This is a genomic window from Variovorax gracilis, assembly GCF_030317115.1.
Lineage (GTDB): Bacteria > Pseudomonadota > Gammaproteobacteria > Burkholderiales > Burkholderiaceae_C > Variovorax > Variovorax gracilis.
In genome coordinates, this window is record NZ_JASZYF010000004.1 from 334079 (window position 1) to 352880 (window position 18802).

General features: G+C 65.9%; 19 protein-coding genes. 13 read left to right on the forward strand and 6 right to left on the reverse strand.

Annotated elements, in window-relative coordinates:
* Window positions 1–28 precede the first annotated feature (28 nt).
* The 3 genes from QTH97_RS11435 to QTH97_RS11445 are packed head-to-tail and all read right to left on the reverse strand — an operon-like array spanning window position 29 to window position 3060.
* Window positions 29–1021 (reverse strand): DUF58 domain-containing protein, encoded by a 993-nt coding sequence (locus QTH97_RS11435; protein ID WP_286568253.1) that lies wholly within the window; start codon window positions 1019–1021, stop codon window positions 29–31.
* A complete protein-coding gene (locus tag QTH97_RS11440; RefSeq protein WP_286568254.1) occupies window positions 1002–2018 on the reverse strand; it encodes an AAA family ATPase in 1017 nt (338 codons plus the stop codon). The genes QTH97_RS11435 and QTH97_RS11440 overlap by 20 nt, the downstream gene beginning before the upstream one ends.
* Before the next feature lie 37 nt (window positions 2019–2055).
* Complete coding sequence (locus QTH97_RS11445; protein ID WP_286568255.1) at window positions 2056–3060, reverse strand: S1C family serine protease; 1005 nt, start codon at window positions 3058–3060, stop codon at window positions 2056–2058.
* An 86-nt stretch (window positions 3061–3146) separates the two neighbouring features.
* On the opposite strand from QTH97_RS11445, the gene QTH97_RS11450 reads away from it, so the two are divergent.
* Both QTH97_RS11450 and QTH97_RS11455 read left to right on the forward strand, forming a co-directional pair.
* Window positions 3147–4007 carry a TatD family hydrolase gene (locus tag QTH97_RS11450; protein WP_286568256.1) on the forward strand — a complete coding sequence of 287 codons (861 nt, stop codon included), beginning with the start codon at window positions 3147–3149 and terminating at the stop codon, window positions 4005–4007.
* 124 nt (window positions 4008–4131) lie between these two features.
* Entirely contained in the window at window positions 4132–4476 is a 345-nt protein-coding gene (locus QTH97_RS11455; RefSeq protein ID WP_286568257.1) for a hypothetical protein, read from the forward strand.
* A 63-nt stretch (window positions 4477–4539) separates the two neighbouring features.
* On the opposite strand, the gene QTH97_RS11460 is transcribed toward QTH97_RS11455, so the two are convergent.
* The gene (locus QTH97_RS11460) at window positions 4540–5367 is read right to left on the reverse strand and encodes a mechanosensitive ion channel family protein (RefSeq protein WP_286568258.1); all 828 of its coding nucleotides are present in this window, start codon (window positions 5365–5367) and stop codon (window positions 4540–4542) included.
* Window positions 5368–5414: 47 nt separating this feature from the next.
* Between QTH97_RS11460 and QTH97_RS11465 the strand changes: the two genes are divergently transcribed.
* The 5 genes from QTH97_RS11465 to QTH97_RS11485 all read left to right on the forward strand — a co-directional run bounded on the left by QTH97_RS11465 (window position 5415) and on the right by QTH97_RS11485 (window position 10724).
* Window positions 5415–5948: a DNA-deoxyinosine glycosylase gene (locus QTH97_RS11465; protein WP_286568259.1), complete on the forward strand. Its 534-nt coding sequence runs from the start codon at window positions 5415–5417 to the stop codon at window positions 5946–5948.
* The gene (locus QTH97_RS11470; protein WP_286568260.1) at window positions 5945–6688 is read left to right on the forward strand and encodes a class I SAM-dependent methyltransferase; all 744 of its coding nucleotides are present in this window, start codon (window positions 5945–5947) and stop codon (window positions 6686–6688) included. Before QTH97_RS11465 ends, QTH97_RS11470 begins: the two co-directional genes overlap by 4 nt.
* 33 nt (window positions 6689–6721) lie before the next feature.
* Entirely contained in the window at window positions 6722–8506 is a 1785-nt protein-coding gene (gene tfpB / locus QTH97_RS11475) for a type IV pilus assembly ATPase TfpB (protein ID WP_286568261.1), read from the forward strand.
* A gap of 201 nt (window positions 8507–8707) precedes the next feature.
* Window positions 8708–9196, forward strand: coding sequence for a tripartite tricarboxylate transporter TctB family protein (locus QTH97_RS11480; RefSeq protein ID WP_286568262.1), 489 nt, complete (start codon window positions 8708–8710; stop codon window positions 9194–9196).
* A 10-nt stretch (window positions 9197–9206) separates the two neighbouring features.
* Entirely contained in the window at window positions 9207–10724 is a 1518-nt protein-coding gene (locus tag QTH97_RS11485) for a tripartite tricarboxylate transporter permease (protein WP_286568263.1), read from the forward strand.
* Between the two features lie 79 nt (window positions 10725–10803).
* On the opposite strand, the gene QTH97_RS11490 is transcribed toward QTH97_RS11485, so the two are convergent.
* Window positions 10804–11718 (reverse strand): LysR family transcriptional regulator, encoded by a 915-nt coding sequence (locus QTH97_RS11490; protein WP_286568264.1) that lies wholly within the window; start codon window positions 11716–11718, stop codon window positions 10804–10806.
* A 96-nt stretch (window positions 11719–11814) separates the two neighbouring features.
* Here QTH97_RS11490 and QTH97_RS11495 point away from each other — a divergent pair, with 96 nt between their 5' ends.
* From QTH97_RS11495 to QTH97_RS11515, 5 genes are all read left to right on the forward strand, one after another.
* A complete protein-coding gene (locus tag QTH97_RS11495) occupies window positions 11815–12786 on the forward strand; it encodes a Bug family tripartite tricarboxylate transporter substrate binding protein (protein ID WP_286568265.1) in 972 nt (323 codons plus the stop codon).
* 128 nt (window positions 12787–12914) lie between these two features.
* On the forward strand, window positions 12915–14528 hold the full coding sequence (locus QTH97_RS11500) for a gamma-glutamyltransferase family protein (protein ID WP_286568266.1): 1614 nt from the start codon (window positions 12915–12917) through the stop codon (window positions 14526–14528).
* A gap of 8 nt (window positions 14529–14536) precedes the next feature.
* The gene (locus QTH97_RS11505) at window positions 14537–15457 is read left to right on the forward strand and encodes a DMT family transporter (protein WP_286568267.1); all 921 of its coding nucleotides are present in this window, start codon (window positions 14537–14539) and stop codon (window positions 15455–15457) included.
* 18 nt (window positions 15458–15475) lie between these two features.
* Entirely contained in the window at window positions 15476–16276 is an 801-nt protein-coding gene (locus QTH97_RS11510; RefSeq protein WP_286568268.1) for an SDR family oxidoreductase, read from the forward strand.
* Between the two features lie 12 nt (window positions 16277–16288).
* A complete protein-coding gene (locus tag QTH97_RS11515; RefSeq protein ID WP_286568269.1) occupies window positions 16289–16783 on the forward strand; it encodes a GNAT family N-acetyltransferase in 495 nt (164 codons plus the stop codon).
* Window positions 16784–16787: 4 nt separating this feature from the next.
* Here QTH97_RS11515 and QTH97_RS11520 read toward each other — a convergent pair whose 3' ends face one another.
* Entirely contained in the window at window positions 16788–17687 is a 900-nt protein-coding gene (locus QTH97_RS11520) for a DMT family transporter (protein ID WP_286568270.1), read from the reverse strand.
* A gap of 127 nt (window positions 17688–17814) precedes the next feature.
* On the opposite strand from QTH97_RS11520, the gene QTH97_RS11525 reads away from it, so the two are divergent.
* A complete protein-coding gene (locus QTH97_RS11525; protein ID WP_286568271.1) occupies window positions 17815–18798 on the forward strand; it encodes a quinone oxidoreductase family protein in 984 nt (327 codons plus the stop codon).
* The last annotated feature ends 4 nt before the right edge of the window (window positions 18799–18802 follow it).

An 18802-nucleotide genomic window follows, 5' to 3' on the forward strand; every position in this document is an offset into this window, starting at 1 on the left:
GCCTGCCTGGAGCGGTCCGGCGCGGCGCTCATGCTGCCACCGCCTTGGGATTGACCGGCCCGGCGCGCACGCGGCGCTTGCGCATGTCGGCAAAGCGCACGATGGCCTCCACCAGGTCGTCGTCTGTCGAAAGTTCGAGTGCGTCGACGCCGACCTTGGCCAGCGTGTTGCGCAGAGTGGCTTCGTGCTCCGCGGCGATGCGTGCGAAGCGCTTGCGGAATCCCGCGTCATGCGTGTCGACCCAGAGCTGCTCGCCGGTTTCGGCGTCGCGCAGGGGAACCAGCCCCAGATCGGGGAGTTCGAGTTCGAGCGGGTCGAAGAGGCGGACCGCCACCACGTCGTGTCTCTGCACGAGGTGTGCAAGCGGGCGCTCCCAGCCGGGCTCGCTCATGAAGTCGGACACCACGAAAACGGTCGAGCGGCGCGGCATCAGCATTGCGGCCGACTTGAGCAGGTCGGCGAGCCGGGTCATGCCCTTCTGGTTGGGCGCGACCTTGTCCGCGCGGCGCTCCATCGCGTGCAACAGGTGCAGCACATGCCGCCGGCCGCTGCGTGGCGGAATCACGGCTTCCACGTCGTTGCCGTAGACCATTGCGCCGACCCGGTTGCCGTGCCGCGTCAGGAGACGGGCGATGACGCCGACGAAGCCGGCCGAGATCTCCCGCTTGGCCCGGGTGCCCGAGCCGAAATCGACCGAGCGGCTGAGATCGAGCACGAACCACGCGGCCATCTCGCGGTCTTCCGTGAACACGCGCACGTGCGGGGTCTGCAGGCGCGCAGTGACGTTCCAGTCGATGTGGCGAACGTCGTCATGGTGCTGGTATTCGCGCAGGTCGGCCAGGTCGAGGCCGGTGCCGCGCATGAGGGTCCGGTAGTCGCCTTGCAGGAGACCGTCGAGGCGGCGGATCACCGTCCACTCGAGGCGACGCAAGGCACGCTCGACACCACTTGCCGCAGCTTCTGCCGCGGCGAGCTGTTCGTCGTTCGCTGCCTTTGCGCGTCTAGGCCACCAGCTTTTCATGTTCGAGCGGTTTGGCTGGAGCGGGAACGGCCCGCATGATCCTGTCGACCAGACTGTCGGGCGTGAGCCCTTCGGAGAGGCCTTCATACGAGAGCGTCACGCGGTGGCGCAAGACGTCGGGCACCAGCGCGGTCATGTCTTCGGGCAGCGCGTAACTGCGGCCCCGCAGCAGCGCCATCGCGCGCGCGCCTTCGGTCAGGTTGATGCTGGCGCGCGGGCTGGCGCCGAAGGTGATGAAGCGGCGCATGTCCTTCAGGCCGTGCTTCTCGGGTGTGCGGGTGGCGGAGACGAGCTTCACCGCGTACTGGATCAGCGACGGGTCGACATAGACGCGGCGCGCCTCGGCCTGCAAGGCCGCGAGCTGATCGGTGGTCGCGACCGGCGCGGCCTCCACCGGCGGGCCGATGACCCGTTCGACGATGACGAATTCTTCCTCGTCGGTCGGGTAGTCGACCAGCACCTTCATCATGAAGCGGTCCACCTGCGCCTCGGGCAGCGGGTAGGTGCCCTCGGTCTCGATGGGGTTCTGCGTCGCCATCACGAGGAAGGGGCGCGGCACCTTGTGCGTCTCGCCGGCGATGGTGACCTGCCGCTCCTGCATCACTTCCAGCAAGGCGCTCTGCACCTTGGCCGGGGCGCGGTTGATTTCGTCGGCCAGCAGCAGGTTGCAGAACACGGGGCCCAGCGAGGTGCTGAAGTCGCCTGTCTTCTGGTTGTAGATGCGCGTGCCGACCAGGTCCGCCGGCACCAGGTCGGGCGTGAACTGGATGCGCTTGAACTGCCCGCGCACTGTGTCGGCGAGCGTTCGCACCGTGAGCGTCTTCGCCAGACCGGGCACGCCTTCGACCAGCAGGTGTCCTCCCGCCAGCATCGCGACCATGACTCTTTCGAGGAAGCGGTCCTGGCCGACGACGACCCTCTTGACCTGATAGAGGATCTGCTCCATCAGTTCGGCGGTGGCTGTGGCGGCGGCGGGCGATTCGGTCTCTGTGCTCATGCGAAGTGCCTTGGTTGGATCGGGGGAATGGTGGAAGTCAGAACGGCGGCGAGCCGGCGGCGGTGGCGGCGTTCTCGATCGGCACGGCGAAGCCGATGCCGATGAACGTGCGCTGCTGGGTCGGGTTGAGGATGGCGGTCACGATGCCGAGCACTTCGCCATTCATATTGATGAGGGGACCGCCCGAATTGCCGGGATTGGCGGCGGCATCGAACTGGATCAGGTTGCCGAGCTCCTGCTTGCCCTCCGGCGAGCGGAAGGAGCGCTTGAGGCCCGACACCACGCCGGCCGACACCGAGGGCCCGATGCCGAAAGGAAAGCCGACTGCCACCACCTGGTCGCCCGGCTGGAGGTCGGCCGTGGAGCGCATGGTCGCGGGGATGAGGTCGTCGGGAAGCTTCTGGGCCTGGAGCACGGCGAGATCGTTCTCGGGCTGAACGCCGGTGACGATGGCTGGCGCCTCGAGCCCGTCGGCGAAGGTGACCTTGACCGTCTCCGCGCCGGCGACGACGTGCAGGTTGGTCAGGATGATGCCCTTGTCGACGATCACCACGCCGGTTCCGACGCCGCGCTCCACCTGCTGTCCTCCGGGCGCTACCGATTCTGGCGGCGCCTCGGGCGGCTTGCCCTTGGCGAGGTTGCGCCCGCGCTTCTCGGTCTTGGCTTCGGGCGTGGTCTTCTCGGTGCCGTAGCCGACCACGCGCACGACGGACGGACGGATGATGTCTGCCGCCTTGGCGGCTGGCGAGGGCAGGGTGGCGGTCTGCAATGTGCGCAGGACGGCCGAATCGATGTCCTTCTGGGTGAGCGTGTGCGTGCCCTGCTTCGGCCACATCACGATGCCGGTGGCGCCCATCGCGAGGACGAGTGCGAGCAGAAGCCCGAAGCTGCGGCGGCCGGGTTGCCAGCGAGGCGCGGCAACGGCGGCCGGCGCGGCGGGCGTGTCTGGAATGCCGGGCGCATCGGGCGCATCGGGCGCGCCGCGTTCGGCCGCACCCTGCGGCCCTCGGGGCGAGCGGCTGTAGAAAGCTGGCCTGCGCATCGGGCACCTCCGGCAAAAGAGAACGCTTGAGGAGGCACGGTAGCACGCTTTCCGCGCCTGTGCATCCGTTCGGGCATCATCGGTCGATGGCCGTCTTCGTCGATACCCATTGCCACCTCGATGCGCCCGAATTCGGCGCGGAAATGCCCCGGATACGGGCCCGTGCGCAGAGTCGGGGCGTGGCGCTTTGCGTCATCCCGGCGGTGGCCGCCTTCAACTTTGCGGCGGTGCGGGAACTCGCGCATCTTCAGGGCGACGCCTATGCGCTCGGGATCCATCCGATGTGCACGGGCGATGCACTGGACGAGCACCTCGACTTGCTCGATGCCGAACTTGCCCGCCAGCGCGACGACCCTCGCCTGGTGGCCGTGGGCGAGATCGGCCTGGATTTCTTCGTCGAAGGACTGGACGCGGACAAGCAGGAACGCTTTTTTCACACTCAGTTGCAACTTGCCCGCAAGCACGGCCTGCCGGTGATCATCCATGTGCGCCGTTCGGTCGACAAGGTGCTGAAGCACCTGCGGCAAGTGGCGCCGGGACAGGCGTGGCAAGGCATCGCCCATGCCTTCAACGGCAGCGAGCAGCAGGCGCAGGCCTGCATCGACCTCGGCCTCAAGCTGGGCTTCGGCGGCGCGGTGACATTCGAGCGGGCGCTGCAGTTGCGCCGGCTCGCTGCGAGCCTGCCGCTGGAAGCGATGGTGATGGAAACCGATTCGCCCGACATCCAGCCGCACTGGCTCTACAAGACGCAGGCCCAGCGCGATGCGGGCGAGCCGCAGGGGCGCAACGAGCCGGGCGAGCTGCCGCGCATCGCCGATGTGGTTGCCGGCCTGCGCGGAATCGACGCCGCGGCATTGGCGGAAGCGACCACTCGCAACGCGGTCGCCGCACTGCCTCGTCTGTCTGCGCTGATCGGCGTGTCGGCCGGCAGCCTGCAGTCGGCGTAGGCGAATCGCCCGACTTGGGCGCGCGCCTGTGCCGAAACGGTTTTTGGTGTCATCCTTTGACCTTGTGCAGTCGTTGCATCACAGTGGCGAGCCAGTCACTCCAACTCATACAAGGAGCTTTCCCATGACCTCATCCAACGTTCGCATCCTGCCGGCCGCCGTGGCCCTGGCCTTCGCCTGCCTGGGCGGGTCGGCACTTGCGCAAAGCACCACCCAGAAGGTCGAGAATGCCGGCGAGAAAGCCTGGGATGCCACCAAGAGTGGCACCGAAAAGGCCTGGGATGCCACCAAGAGCGGCACCAAGAAGGCCGTGAAGGCCACCGAGCGCGGTGCCAAGGCGACCGGCAAGGCCGTCGACAACGTGGCGACGGACGCGGCCGATGGCACGCGCAAGGTCGGAGACAAGATCGGCGAGAAGATCCCGGGCACGGCCCAGAACGAAGCGGTCAAGAAGGGCGCGAAGCCTTGATCCTGGCTCGTCGCCGAAACAGGAAACCCGCCACGGCGGGTTTTTTCTTTTCCTCTTCGGTCCCTACGCGGTTGCCGGCCCGACGGCCCGGCGGACGAGCGGCGTTTCAGGCGTCGGGTAGCCCGCCGCGCCGAAGGTCTTCACGACCGCTCGATGGGTGTCGAAGTACACCTGCCAGTAGTGGTCCGTGTGCGCGTAGGGCCGCACGGCGAGCAGGGGCCCTTCCGGCGTGAACTGGAGAATCTCGATGTCGGGAGGCTGCTCGGTCGAGACGTTGGGGATCTTGCTCACCTCGGCCCTGAGCAGTTCGATGGCCTGGTTCACGTCGACGCCATTGGCCACCTTCGCGGTGGTGTCGACCCGGCGCCATGGCAGATGGCTGAAGTTCTGGATCGTTTCCGACAGCACCTTGTTGTTGCCGACCGTGGCGATGACGTTGTCCGGCGTGACCAGCGTCGTTCCGAACAGGCCGAGTTCCTTGACGGTGCCATTCACGCCGCCGCCCACGGTCACGTAGTCGCCGACCTTGTACGGCCGCAGCACCTGCAGGAAAACGCCCGCCGCGAAGTGCGTGAGCAGCCCGCCCCAAGCCGTGCCGATCGCCAGGCCTGCGCCAGCAAGCAAGACCGCGAAGGACGTCGTGCGGACGCCGAACATGTCGAGGATCGCGAGGATCAGGACGATGTTGAGCACCACGCCGAGGATCGAAACGAGGTAGTTGCTTAGCGTCGGGTCCATGCGCTTGCCGCGTTCGAGCGCCTTGCCCACGAGCCGCTGCGCGAGGCCGATGAGCCATCGGCCGATGCCCCAGGCGATCAGGGCTCCGATCACTTTCAGGCCAAAATCCACCCCTTGCGTCGTCAGGAAAATCCAGATCGCTTCCGTATTCATGATCTTCTCCTCACAGGTGCCGGCACTTCTTCGAACCGGCAAGCGTTATGGATAAGCCAGCTTTGCGCCCAGGCGACGCGAAGGCTGTGCTCACGGGGCTTGCGCCGATCGTTTCTGGCAACACCGCCTTGTTGATACTCGGCAGCTTTCCAGGAGCCCGGTCGATCGCGCAGCAGCAGTATTATGCGCACCCGCAGAATCACTTCTGGAAAATTTTGCAAGCCCTGTGGCCCGGAAACCCGCTTCCAGTGGGCCAGGATAGCTATCAAAAGCGTAGCAAGTGGTTGCTGGACCGCGGTGTGGGCGTGTGGGACGTGTATGCCAGTTGCGAGCGCGAGGGCAGTCTCGATTCCGCGATCCGCGACGCAGTGGTCAACGACATCGCGAGTCTTCATCTGCCGAAGCTGGCGGCGGTTGCCCACAACGGCGGCGAAAGTTTCCGGCATGCGCGGCACACGCGCACCCTGGGTGTGCCGGTCCATCGCTTGCCTTCGTCGAGCCCGGCCAACGCGTCGTGGAGCTTCGAGCGCAAGGTCGAGGCCTGGCGCGAGGTGTTTGAAAGGTATCTGGTCATTCCATGAAGGTCTTCCTTCCCGAGGTCAATTTCTCCGATTGGGGAGACGTTCGCTATCTCCACCTGGGCACCGAGTGGGTGCAGGGTTCGATGAAGCTCGACGCCCCCTTCGAGATCGAGCTCGAATACGTCCAGCGCATGATGGCGTGGCTGCTCTTCGTCGATGCCGCGAGCGTGCCCAAGCGCCACGCAATGCAACTGGGCCTGGGCGCGGCGAGCCTCACCAAGTTCTGCCGCAAGACGCTGCGCATGCGCACGACGGCGATCGAGCTCAATCCACAGGTGGTCGCTGCTTGCCGGGGCTGGTTCAAGCTGCCGGCGGATGACGGAAAGCTCCAGGTGGTGGTGGCCGATGCGGCCGCCGAGATTCGCAAGCCGCAGTGGCTGGGAACGGTCGATGCGCTGCAGGTCGACCTGTACGACCACGAGGCCGCCGCGCCGGTGCTCGACAGCGAGGACTTCTATGCCGACTGCCGCTCCTTGCTGACCGAGGACGGCTGCATGACGGTGAACCTGTTCGGCCGGTCGTCCAGCTACGAGCGCAGCGTGGAGAAGATCTCCGCCGCGTTCGGCGAGGAAGCGGTCTGGGCCTTCAGGCCGACGCGCGAGGGCAACACCGTGGTGGTCGGCCAGCGCACCGCCAGCCGCCCCAAGCGTCCGGCGCTTGCCGACCGCGCTCAAACCATCCAGACTCGCTGGGGCCTCCCTGCACCCAAGTGGTTGCGAGTGTTCAAGCCGCATGCATGAGCACACCGAACACCAGTCCAACGTTGTCTTGATATGAATGCTGCCGTGTCGCTACCTGCTACCTCGAGCCACGAAGGCCCGCTTGACTTGCGCCATCTGATCGAGTGGCTGGCCAAGGATGGCGTGATCTCGCCGGCGGAGGCCAAGCGGACGTTCGCGCGCTGCGCGCAGGCGGAAAGCCGTCAGGCGCCGCTGGTGCGTTTGGCGAACGTCGCAATGTCGCGTGAGAGCGACGGCAAGCCGCTCGATCTCGAGATGCTGACGCAGTGGCTCGCCGGACGCGCAGGGCTGAGCTACCTGCGCATCGATCCCCTCAAGGTCGATGTGGGCAAGGTGGCCGACACCATGAGCGCAGCCTACGCCGAGCGGCACAAGGTGCTGCCGGTACAGGTGACCGCGAGCGAAGTCGTGGTCGCAACCGCCGAGCCCTTTCTCACCGACTGGATCGCCGAGGTCGAACGCCAGGCGCGCCGTTCGGTGCGGCGCGTGGTCGCAAGCCCGACGGACATCCAGCGCTACACGGCCGAATTCTTCGCTTTGGCCAAGTCGGTGCGCGCCGTGCAAAAGATCGGCGGCAACACGGGTGGCGCCAGCTTCGAGCAACTCGTCGAACTCGGCAAGAGCAACAAGCAACTCGACGCCAACGACCAAAGCGTGGTGCAAGTGGTCGACTGGCTCTGGCAATACGCCTTCGACCAGCGCGCGAGCGACATCCATCTGGAGCCGCGCCGCGACCAGGGCGTGATCCGCTTTCGCATCGACGGGGTTCTGCATCCCGCCTACCAGATGCCGATGGGCGTGATGAACGCGATGGTGGCGCGCATCAAGCTGCTCGGCCGCATGGACGTGGTCGAAAAGCGCAGGCCCCTCGACGGCCGCATCAAGACCCGCAACATGCGCGGCGACGAAGTCGAAATGCGCTTGTCGACATTGCCGACGGCCTTCGGCGAGAAAATGGTCATGCGGATCTTCGACCCCGACACGGCCGTGAAGGACCTTGACGCGCTCGGCTTCGCGCAGCACGACGCGCGGCGATGGGAGCAACTGGTGACGCGGCCGCACGGAATCATCCTGGTGACCGGCCCTACGGGCTCGGGGAAGACCACCACTTTGTATTCGACGCTGAAGCGGGTCGCCACCGAAGAGGTCAACGTCAGCACGATCGAGGACCCGATCGAAATGATCGAGCCCGCCTTCAACCAGACGCAGGTGCAGCCTCAACTCGACTTCGGGTTCACAGAGGGCCTGCGCGCGCTGATGCGGCAGGACCCGGACATCATCATGGTGGGCGAAATCCGCGACCTCGCGACCGCCGAGATGGCCGTGCAGTCTGCCCTGACCGGGCACCTGGTGTTCAGCACGCTTCACACGAACGATGCCCCCAGCGCGATCACGCGGCTGATGGAACTTGGCGTGCCGTCCTATCTGATCAACGCGGTGATGTTGGGCGTGCTCGCGCAGCGACTTGTGCGGACGCTGTGCCCGAATTGCAAGGAACCCGACGAAGCTGTGACCCGCGAGAAGCTCGCGGAGTTGGTGAAGCCTTGGCAGATCAACGGTTCCGTACGCGCGTACAAGCCGGTGGGTTGCGTCGACTGCCGCATGACCGGCTACCGGGGCCGAATGGGCCTGTATGAGTTGCTGAGTGTCACCGAGGCGTTCAAGGGCGAGATCACCAAGGAGCCGAGCATGTCCTCCTTGAGGCGACAGGCCGTCGCCGACGGCATGCGGCCGTTGCGGCTGGCCGGCGCCCTGCGCGTCGCAGAAGGCGTCACGACGATCGAAGAGGTCCTGAGCGCGACGCCCCCTCTGGAGTAGCGTCGGCACAACCAGGCCCGAAGTACCGCGAAACCGGCTTGGCCGGGGGCCATCGCCGGGGAGGGTGGCCGCCTCAAGCGGTGCGCGCGGCTTGGTGGCGAGACAGGGATTACCCTGAATTCACGGTTAGTGGAATCCACATCCACCTGACTTCTGGCTGACCACACAATCTCCGATCGAATTCATTCGTGGAGACCATTCGTGAAAATCAAGAGTCAGAAAGACTTCTTCTCGGGGGTGATGTTCACCGTCGTCGGAGTCGCGTTCGCATGGGGCGCGACGACGTACAACGTGGGCAACGGCGCCCGCATGGGGCCGGGATACTTCCCGCTCATGCTCGGCGTCCTGATGGCCATCATCGGCCTCGCCATCATGTTCACCGGCCTCACGGTCGAGACCGAGGACGGCGAGCCGATCGGCAAGTGGGCCTGGAAGCAGGTGGTCTACATCATCGGCGCCAACCTCGCCTTCGGCTTGCTGCTCGGCGGCCTGCCGAGCGTCGGCGTGCCGGCCATGGGCATGATCATCGCCATCTATGCGCTGGTGATCATCTCCAGCCTGGCGGGCAGCGAGTTCAACCTGCGCAACGTGCTGATTCTTGCCACGGTTCTGGCTGTCGGCAGCTACATCGCCTTCATCTGGGCGCTGAAGTTGCAGATCCAGGTGTGGCCTACCTTCATCACGGGCTGAGGACGACACCATGGATCTCATTAACAATCTCTCGCTGGGTTTTGGCGTCGCCTTCACCTTCACCAACCTCTTGTACTGCCTGGTCGGTTGTATTCTGGGCACGCTGATCGGCGTGCTGCCGGGCATCGGGCCGGTCGCGACCATCGCGATGCTGCTGCCCGCCACCTACGCGCTGCCCCCCGTGTCGGCGCTGATCATGCTGGCCGGCATCTACTACGGCGCGCAGTACGGCGGTTCCACCACCGCCATCCTGGTCAACCTGCCCGGTGAATCATCGTCCGTGGTGACCGTCATCGACGGCTACCAGATGGCGCGCAAAGGACGAGCTGGCCCTGCGCTCGCTGCGGCCGGCCTGGGTTCGTTCTTTGCAGGTTGCATCGGCACGCTGATCCTGGCGGCCTTCGCACCGCCGCTGACCGAGCTGGCCTTCAAGTTCGGCCCGGCCGAATACTTCTCGCTGATGATCCTGGGCCTGATCGGTGCCGTGGTGCTGGCTTCGGGCTCGCTGCTCAAGGCCATCGCGATGATCGTGCTGGGCCTGCTGATGGGGCTGGTCGGCACCGACGTCAACTCGGGTGTCGCGCGCTTCAGCTTCGACATCCCGGAGCTCACCGACGGTATCGGCTTCGTGACGATCGCGATGGGCGTGTTCGGCTACGGCGAAATCATTGCCAACCTGTCGCGCCCCGAGCACGAGCGCGAAGTGTTCACTGCCAAGGTGTCCGGCCTGTTCCCGACCAAGGAAGACTTCAAACGCATGCTGCCTGCCGTGCTGCGCGGTACCTCCCTCGGCGCGGCGCTCGGCATCCTGCCCGGCGGCGGTGCGCTGCTGGCTGCCTTCGCGGCCTACACCATCGAGAAGAAGACCAAGCTGCACCCGGGCGAAGTGCCCTTCGGCAAGGGCAACATCCGTGGCGTCGCGGCGCCCGAGTCGGCCAACAACGCTGGTGCGCAGACTTCCTTCATCCCGCTGCTGACCCTGGGCATTCCGCCCAATGCCGTGATGGCGCTGATGGTGGGTGCGATGACCATCCACAACATCCAGCCCGGCCCGCAGGTGATGACCAGCAACCCCGAACTCTTCTGGGGCCTGATCGCCTCGATGTGGATCGGCAACGCGATGCTGATCATCCTGAACCTGCCGCTGATCGGCATGTGGATCAAGCTGCTGTCGGTGCCCTACAAGTTCCTGTTCCCGGCCATCGTGCTGTTCTGCGCGATCGGGGTGTACTCGACCAACAACAACACCTTCGACATCTGGATGGTGGCGATCTTCGGTTTCATCGGCTACAGCTTCTTCAAGCTGGGATGCGAGCCTGCGCCGCTGCTGCTGGGCTTCATCCTGGGGCCGATGATGGAAGAGAACCTGCGTCGCGCGCTGCTGCTGTCGCGTGGCGACTGGATCGTGTTCGTCACGCGTCCGATCTCGGCGGGCCTGCTGGCTGCGGCGTTGCTGCTCCTGGTGATCGTGCTGCTGCCGGCCGTGAAGTCCAAGCGCGAGGAAGCCTTCCACGAGGAAGAGGCCTGATCGTCAGGCGTATCCTTCGCTCTCTCAACGGCACCTTCGGGTGCCGTTTCTGTTTCACCCCCCCGTAGAGGGGAAGAGCCTATTTCCGTGGTTTCATGTACTGCCGGGCCATGGTGAGAAACGCCATCGCCGCAGGATTGAGCGGATGCTTCGCCAGCCGCACGGCAACCACCGGGTATTCGAGCGTGGGTCGCGTCACCGCCACCGCGCGCAGGTTGCCGGGCATCAGCACTTCCACGTAACGCGGCAGCAGCGCAACGCCCGCACCGGACTGGATGAGCCCGAAGGCCGTGGACAGCATCGACACATGGTGCACGACACGCGGATAGACATTGGCGACGCTAGACAACTGGCGGCTGACGGACCGCCAGATGTTCGCATCGGGATTGACGTGGATGAAGGGCAGCGCGTCGAGGTGCTTCGCATCGATCACCACCCGCTGCGCCAGCGGATGGTCGTCGCGCACGAAGAGGCTCATCCGTTCGGTGAAGAGCGGCTCGGTCGCGAGTTCTGAATGCTTCTGCCCGATGTCCGATCCGAAGCCCAGGTCGGCCTCCTGCGAAAGGATCCGCGAGATCATCTGTTCGGCGGTGCTGTCGAGCAGGGAGGTCGCCAGGGAAGGGTGCTGCTGCGAAAAGCGGCCCAGCAACGGCGGCAGGAGCGCGCCAGCGGTGAGATGGCCGACCGCCAGCACCACGCGTCCCTCCCGAAGCTGCGACTGCGAACGGCAGGCATCGACCGATTCATCGATCAGCCTGAGTGCGCGCACGGCCGTGTCGACCATCATCTCGCCTGCATTGGTCATGCGGATGCGGCGTCCGCGCACGACCAGGGGCTGGCCGAGTTCGTGCTCCATGCGCTTGATCAGATGGCTGATCGCGGGCTGCGTCAGTTGCAGGCTCTCTGCCGCCAAGGTGAAGCTGCCCGATTCGGCCACCGCCGCCAGAGCCCGGAGCTGCTGCAGGGAGATCTCTTCGTTGCCAGTCTTCGACATAAGAAATGCTCATAGTTCGATAAGCTGAATTATCTGGCTTGATGTCGGAGCCCTGCATAGCATTCGAACTCCTCCACAGGGACAAAATCCAGCACCATGAAACGAATCCAGTTCCTACAGGTCATCGCCGCCACGCTCTGCGTGGCCGCGGCGCCCGCCAGCCTGGCGCAAGGCTATCCAACCAAGCCGATCCGGTTGATCGTGCCTTTCCCGGCCGGCGGCGCTACGGACCTGTTCGCGCGCACGCTGTCGCAAAAGATGGGCGAGAAGCTCGGCACCACGCTGGTCATCGACAACAAGCCCGGCGCCGGCGGCGCGATCGGTTCCGACATGGCGGCCAAGGCCGTGCCCGACGGCTACACGCTGCTTCTGGCGACCACGAGCACGCATTCGATCGGCCCCTGGATCAATCCCAAGCTGCCCTACGACACGGTGCACGACTTCACGCCGATCGCCCACGTCGGCGATGCGCCGAGCATCATGCTGGTGCCCAACAGCTCGCCGGCCAAGACGGTGCGCGAATGGATCGACTACGCGAAGAAGAATCCCGGCAAGCTCAACTACGCCTCGAGCGGCAACGGCACCATCGTCCAGCTGACGGCGGAGCTCTTCAAGTCGCAGGCCGGCGTCTTCGTCACGCACATTCCTTACAAGGGCACGGCGCTCGCGATTCCCGACCTGATCAGCGGCAAGGTCGACGTGCTGTTCGACTCGTTGCCCACTGGCATGCCGCACGTGCGCGACGGCCGGTTGCGCGCACTGGGCGTGACCTCGCTCAAGCGCAGTCCGCTGGCACCCGAACTGCCGCCGATCGCCGACACGCTGCCGGGCTTCGAGTCCAATACGTGGTTCGGCCTCTACGGTCCCAAGGGACTTCCGGCCGAGATGGTGACCCGCATCAACACGGCAGCCAACCAGGCACTCGCCGACCCGGAAGTGCGCGACAAGCTCGCGCGGCTGGGCATCTCGCCCACCCAGAGCACGCCGGCACAACTCGCTGCCATGGTGGCTGAAGACGCTGCCAAGTGGAAAAAAATCATCACCGAACGCAAGATCACCGGAGACTAGGCCCGCCCCCGGGCTGCGCGCACTTCCTGTCGCAACGCCCACCCCCCTGCCGGGGGCAACACCGGCGGCCCGGCGAAGCCGGTTCCGGTGTTTCAGGAAGGACAGACCTGTCTGAATTGGAAGCACTCATGAAATTCGATTACGCCAATCCCTACACCTCGACCCGCATTCCGGTCTTTGCGCGCAATGTCGTGTCGACCTCGCATCCGCAGGCCGCGCAGGCGGGCCTGCGCACCCTGTACCAGGGTGGCAATGCCGTCGACGCCGCGATCGCGACGGCGGCAGCCATGACCGTGCTCGAGCCGGTCAGCAACGGCCTGGGCAGCGATGCCTTCTGCATCCTGTGGGACGGAAAGAAACTGCACGGCCTGAACGGCTCCGGCCCTGCGCCGCAGGCCTGGACGCCCGACTACTTCAGCCGCAAGTACGGCGCCGATGCGCGGACGCCGCCGCAGCGCGGCATCGATTCGGTCACCGTGCCGGGTGCCGTCGGCACCTGGGTCGCGTTGTCCGAGCGCTTCGGCAAGCTGCCTTTCGCGGACCTCATGGCGCCGGCGATCGAGATCGCCGAGCGCGGCTACCTGATGCCGCCGGTGGTGCAGCAGAAATGGGCAGCAGCGACGCCCATCCTGCAATCGCAGCCGGGCTTTGCACAGGGCTTCCTGCCGTGGGGACGCGCGCCCGAGGTCGGTGAACTCTTCCGCTTCCAGGCCGCGGCGCGGGCGCTGAAGGCCATCGCCGCGACCAAGGGCGATGCGTTCTACAGCGGCGAGATCGCCGAAGCGCTCGAGAAATTCTCCGCCGCCAACGGCGGCAGCCTCAAGGTGCGCGACCTCGCTGACTGGAAGCCCGAGTGGGTCGAGCCGATCGCGCAGAAGTACCGCGACCACACACTGCACGAGATCCCGCCGAACGGCCAGGGCATCGCCGCGCTGATCGCGCTGGGCATCCTCGAGCATTTCGACATCGGCTCGATCCCGGTCGATTCCGTCGCCTCGCAGCATCTGCAGATCGAGGCCATGAAGCTTGCCTTCGCCGACACCTACCGCTACGTGTCCGACCCATCGTCGATGGAGGTGACGCCCCTGCAAATGCTCGATGGCGCCTATCTCGCATCGCGTGCCAAACTCATCGATGTGAACAAGGCGCAGGATTTCAAGGCGGGCAACCCGGTCAAGGGCGGCACCATCTATCTCACCGCGGCCGACGAGAGCGGCATGATGGTGAGCTTCATCCAGAGCAACTACATGGGCTTCGGCTCGGGTTGCGTGGAACCCGACTTCGGCATCAGCCTGCAGAACCGCGGCCACGGCTTCAGCCTCGACGCCAAGAGCCCGAACGTGGTGGCGCCGGGCAAACGCCCGTTCCACACCATCATCCCGGCCTTCCTCACGAAGGACGGCGCGCCGGTGATGAGCTTCGGCGTGATGGGCGGCAACATGCAGCCTCAAGGCCACATGCAGACGCTGGTGCGCATGCTCGACTACAAGCAGAACCCGCAGGCCGCGTGCGACGCGCCGCGCTGGCGCTTCAACTCGGGCCTCGAGATCAACGTCGAGGCGGCCATGGATCCGAAGACCGTCCGGGGCCTGACCGAGCTCGGCCACAAGGTCGACGTCATCAACGACTCCTACCAGGACTTCGGTGCGGGCCAGTTCATCTGGCGCGCCGGCGATCCGGCGGTCGAGGGCTACGTGGCCGCGAGCGACGCGCGCCGCGATGGACTCGCGGCCGGGTTCTGATTCTCACGATGCAATTGCAGGCCACGTCGGAGCACTCCGTCCACAAGAGTCTCGCGCCGGGCCTCGTTCTCGCGACACTGGGCGCCATCGCGTTCAGCGGCAAGGCGATCATCGTCAAGCTGGCCTATCGCCATGGCGTGGACGCGGTCACGCTCATCATGCTGCGCATGTTGTTCGCGTTGCCGCTGTTCGCGCTCATGGCCTGGTGGGCCGGGCGTGGCAAGCCGGCCCTCACGCGGCGTGACTGGATGGGCGTCGTCGGGCTCGGGTTTTCGGGCTACTACCTGTCGAGTTTTCTCGACTTTGCGGGGCTGGCCTACATCACGGCCAGCCTGGAGCGGCTGATCCTGTATCTCAACCCGACGCTGGTCCTCCTGTTCGGCTGGATCGTCTATCGACGGCGCATCACCCGCTGGCAGCTTGCGGGCATGAGCATCAGCTACGCGGGCGTGCTGCTGGTGTTCGGCCATGAAGTGCAGCTGGGACAGAGCGCTTCGGCCGCCTGGGGCGCGCTGCTGGTTTTCCTGAGCGCGGTGAGCTATGCCATCTATCTCGTCGCGAGCGGCGAGTTCGTCAAGCGGCTGGGATCGCTGCGCCTCGTTGGGCTGGCGACCAGCGTCGCCTGCGTGCTGTGCATCGTGCAGTTCATGCTGCTGCGGCCGATGAGCGCGGCCTTCGACGTGGCGCCGCAGGTGATCTGGCTGTCGATCCTCAACGCCACGCTGTGCACGGCGGTGCCCGTCCTTGCCGTCATGATGGCAATCGAACGCATCGGGCCCGCCATGGCGGCGCAAACGGGTATGGTCGGGCCGATCTCGACCATCCTCATGGGTGTGGTGATCCTCGGCGAACCCTTCACCGCGTGGATCGCGGCCGGGACGGCGCTGGTGATCGCCGGCATCTTCGTATTCACACGCATGGGGCGCTGACCCCGCGAAGGAAAGAACATGGATTTTGGAATTGCAGGCAAGACCGCGCTGGTGTGCGGCGCTAGCAAGGGCCTGGGCTACGGCTGTGCGGAAGCGCTGGTGCGTGAAGGCGTGAACGTGGTGATCGTCGCTCGCGGCGCCGAGGCGCTGGAGGCCGCGGCGAAGGCCTTGGAGGCCGAGGCGGCCAGCGTGAGCGGCACCAAGCCTTTCGTGAAGCACCTGGCGGCCGACATCACGACGGCCGAAGGCCGCGCCGCCGCCTTCGCGCTGCACAAGGATTTCGACATCGTGGTCACCAACGCCGGCGGGCCGCCTCCCGGCGACTTCCGCGACTGGGACCGCGAGGCCTGGATCAAGGCGGTCGACGCGAACATGCTCACGCCGATCGAACTGATCAAGGCGACGGTCGACGGCATGGCCGCGCGCGGATTCGGCCGCGTCGTCAACATCACGTCCAGCTCGGTGAAAGCGCCGATCGGCATCCTGGGCCTGAGCAATGGGGCGCGCAGCGGCCTGACCGGCTTCGTTGCCGGCGTGGCCCGCTCGGAGATTGCCGGCAAGGGCGTCACGATCAACAACCTGCTGCCCGGCTCCTTCGACACCGACCGGCTCAAGGGCACGATGGCAGGCGCAGCCAAGAAGTCGGGACAGGACGTCAACACCGTCCGGGCCGCGCGCGAGAAGAGCATTCCCGCGGGCCGCTTCGGTACGGCGGCCGAGTTCGGCGCGATCTGCGCATTCCTCTGCAGCATGCAGGCGGGGTACCTGACGGGGCAGAACGTGCTGGCCGACGGCGGGGCCTATCCGGGGACGTATTGAGGTGACGCGCCGATGGTGATTCGGGACGCGACACCAGCGGATCTCCCTCGCATTCTCGAACTCAACGAGGCATGGGTGCACTTCCTGGCCCCGCTCGGGCGGGATCGGCTGGAGCGCCTGCATGCCGAAGCTGCGTACCACCGGGTCGTGGAATGCGAGGGAACGGTCGCTGCCTTCCTGCTTGCGTTCACCGAAGGAGCGGCCTACGACAGCCCCAACTACCGTTGGTTCGCCGCGAACTGCGAGCGCTTCGTCTACATCGACCGCATCGTGGTGGCCGCTGATTGCCGAGGACGGGGCATCGGGGAGTTGCTTTACCAGGATCTGTTCGCATTCGCGGCGCGCAACCGGGCCGTGCAGGTGACCTGCGAATTCGACGTCGATCCGCCCAACGATGCTTCGCGCCGCTTTCACGAGCGCTTCGGCTTCCGGGAGATCGGCACCCAGCGGGTCGGCGCCAGCGAGAAGCTGGTGTCCCTGCAGGCGGTGGCGCTGTCGGGCAGCTGACGCGCTATGGCCGCGAGGACACCCAGATCCCCCCGACGATCAACACGAACGCCGCACCGTGGTACCACTGCGGCAATTCGCCGAGAAACGCCGCTGACAGCAGCGCGGCAAACAAGGGCGTCAGATTGGTGAAGAACCCGGCGGTCTGCGGGCCGGCCCGTTGCACGCCGGCTCCCCAGCACCGATACGCTAGAAGCGCAGGCCCGAGCGTGATGAAGACGAGCGCCGCAGCCAGTGGCCAGCCCCAGTCCACGTGCGCATCGGTCAACGTCCACTCGCCGGCGGCGAACACGCCGGACCACGCGAGCCCGAACACCAGCTGCGCCATCAGCAGTGATGCCCAGTCTCGCCTGACCTCGGAAGGTTCATGGGTGCGCGAGAGCATCCAGCTATAGAACGCCCACGAGATGGTCGCGAGCATCATGTAGAGATCCCCGGCCACCAGCCGCAGCGCGAGAAGCTGTCCCCACTGACCACGGCTGAGCACCAGCAGCACGCCGACCATCGAGAGCGCCGCGCCGAGCAGCGCGCGACCGGTGATCTTCGCGCCGAAGAACAACGCGCCGGTCGCCAGCATCCACAGCGGCATGCTGGAGCCCACAAGCGTGACGTTGATCGGTGTCGAGGTCTGCAGCGCCAGGTACTGGAACGCGTTGTAGCAGCCGATGCCGAGCAGCCCGAGCACGGCAAAACGCTTCCAGTGCATCCACAACGGACTCTCGCGGCGCAGCACGGACATCGCGAAGGGAAGCAGCACGATGAAGGCCAGAAGCCAGCGGATGAAGTTCAACGACATGGGCGAGACGAGATCGCGCACCACGCGGCCGACGACAGCATTGCCGGCCCACAGCAGGGGAGGCACCGTGAGAAGAAGGGCGGTGCCCGGAGTGAGACGCTGCTGCATGGGGCTGGACTTTACCGGGCCGCGAGCCGCATTCCTCCGTGCGCGCCTTGAATCCCAGTCCGTGGCAGCATAGGCGCCTCGTTTCGATCCAGCCGAATCGCACATTCAACACTAGGAGCCACGATTCATGAGCAAAGCCGTCCGCATCGACCGCCACGGTGGTCCCGAGGAACTGAAGATCGTCGACGTCGAAGTCGGCGATCCAGGTCCCGGGGAGATCCGCATTCGCCACAAGGCGGTGGGTCTCAACTTCATCGACACCTACCAGCGCAGCGGGCTGTACCCGTTCCCCATGCCGCTGCAGCTCGGCATGGAGGCCTCCGGCGTCATCGAGGCGGTGGGCGAGGGCGTCTCGCACCTCCAGGTTGGCGACCGCGCGGCCTATGCCAGCCAGCCGCCCGGCGCCTACAGCGAGGTGCGCGTGATGCCGGCCAAGTGCGTCTGCAAACTGCCGGACGCGATCTCGTTCGAGACCGGTGCGGCCATGATGCTCAAGGGCCTGACCGCCCAGTACCTACTGAAGAAGACCTTGCCGGCCGAAGGCCTGCAGCCCGGTGATTTCATCCTGTTCCATGCCGCGGCGGGTGGCGTCGGCCTGATCGCATGCCAGTGGGCCAAGGCTTTGGGGCTCCAACTCATCGGCACTGCGGGCACCGATGCCAAGTGCAAGATCGCGCTGGACCATGGCGCGGCCCACGCCATCAACTACAGCACCGAGAACTTCGCCGAACGCGTCAAGGAAATCACCGGCGGAAAGGGCGTGAAGGTGGCCTACGACTCGGTGGGCAAGGACACCTTCGAAGGCTCGCTGGCGAGCCTGCGGCCCTTCGGCCTGCTCGCGGTCTTCGGCAATGGTTCGGGGCCGGTGGCCGCCTTCAACCTCGGCACCTTGGCCAAGGGCTCGTACTACGTGACCCGGCCCACCTTGTTCTCGCACATTTCGACCCGCGAGAGCACGCAGGCGATGGCGGACGACCTGTTCGCGGTCGTGGAGAGCGGCGCGGTGAAGATCCCGATCGACCAGCGCTATGCACTGGCCGACGTGCAACAGGCGCACCGGGACCTCGAAGCGCGAAAGACCACCGGCTGCACCATCCTGACCCTGGACTAGGCGA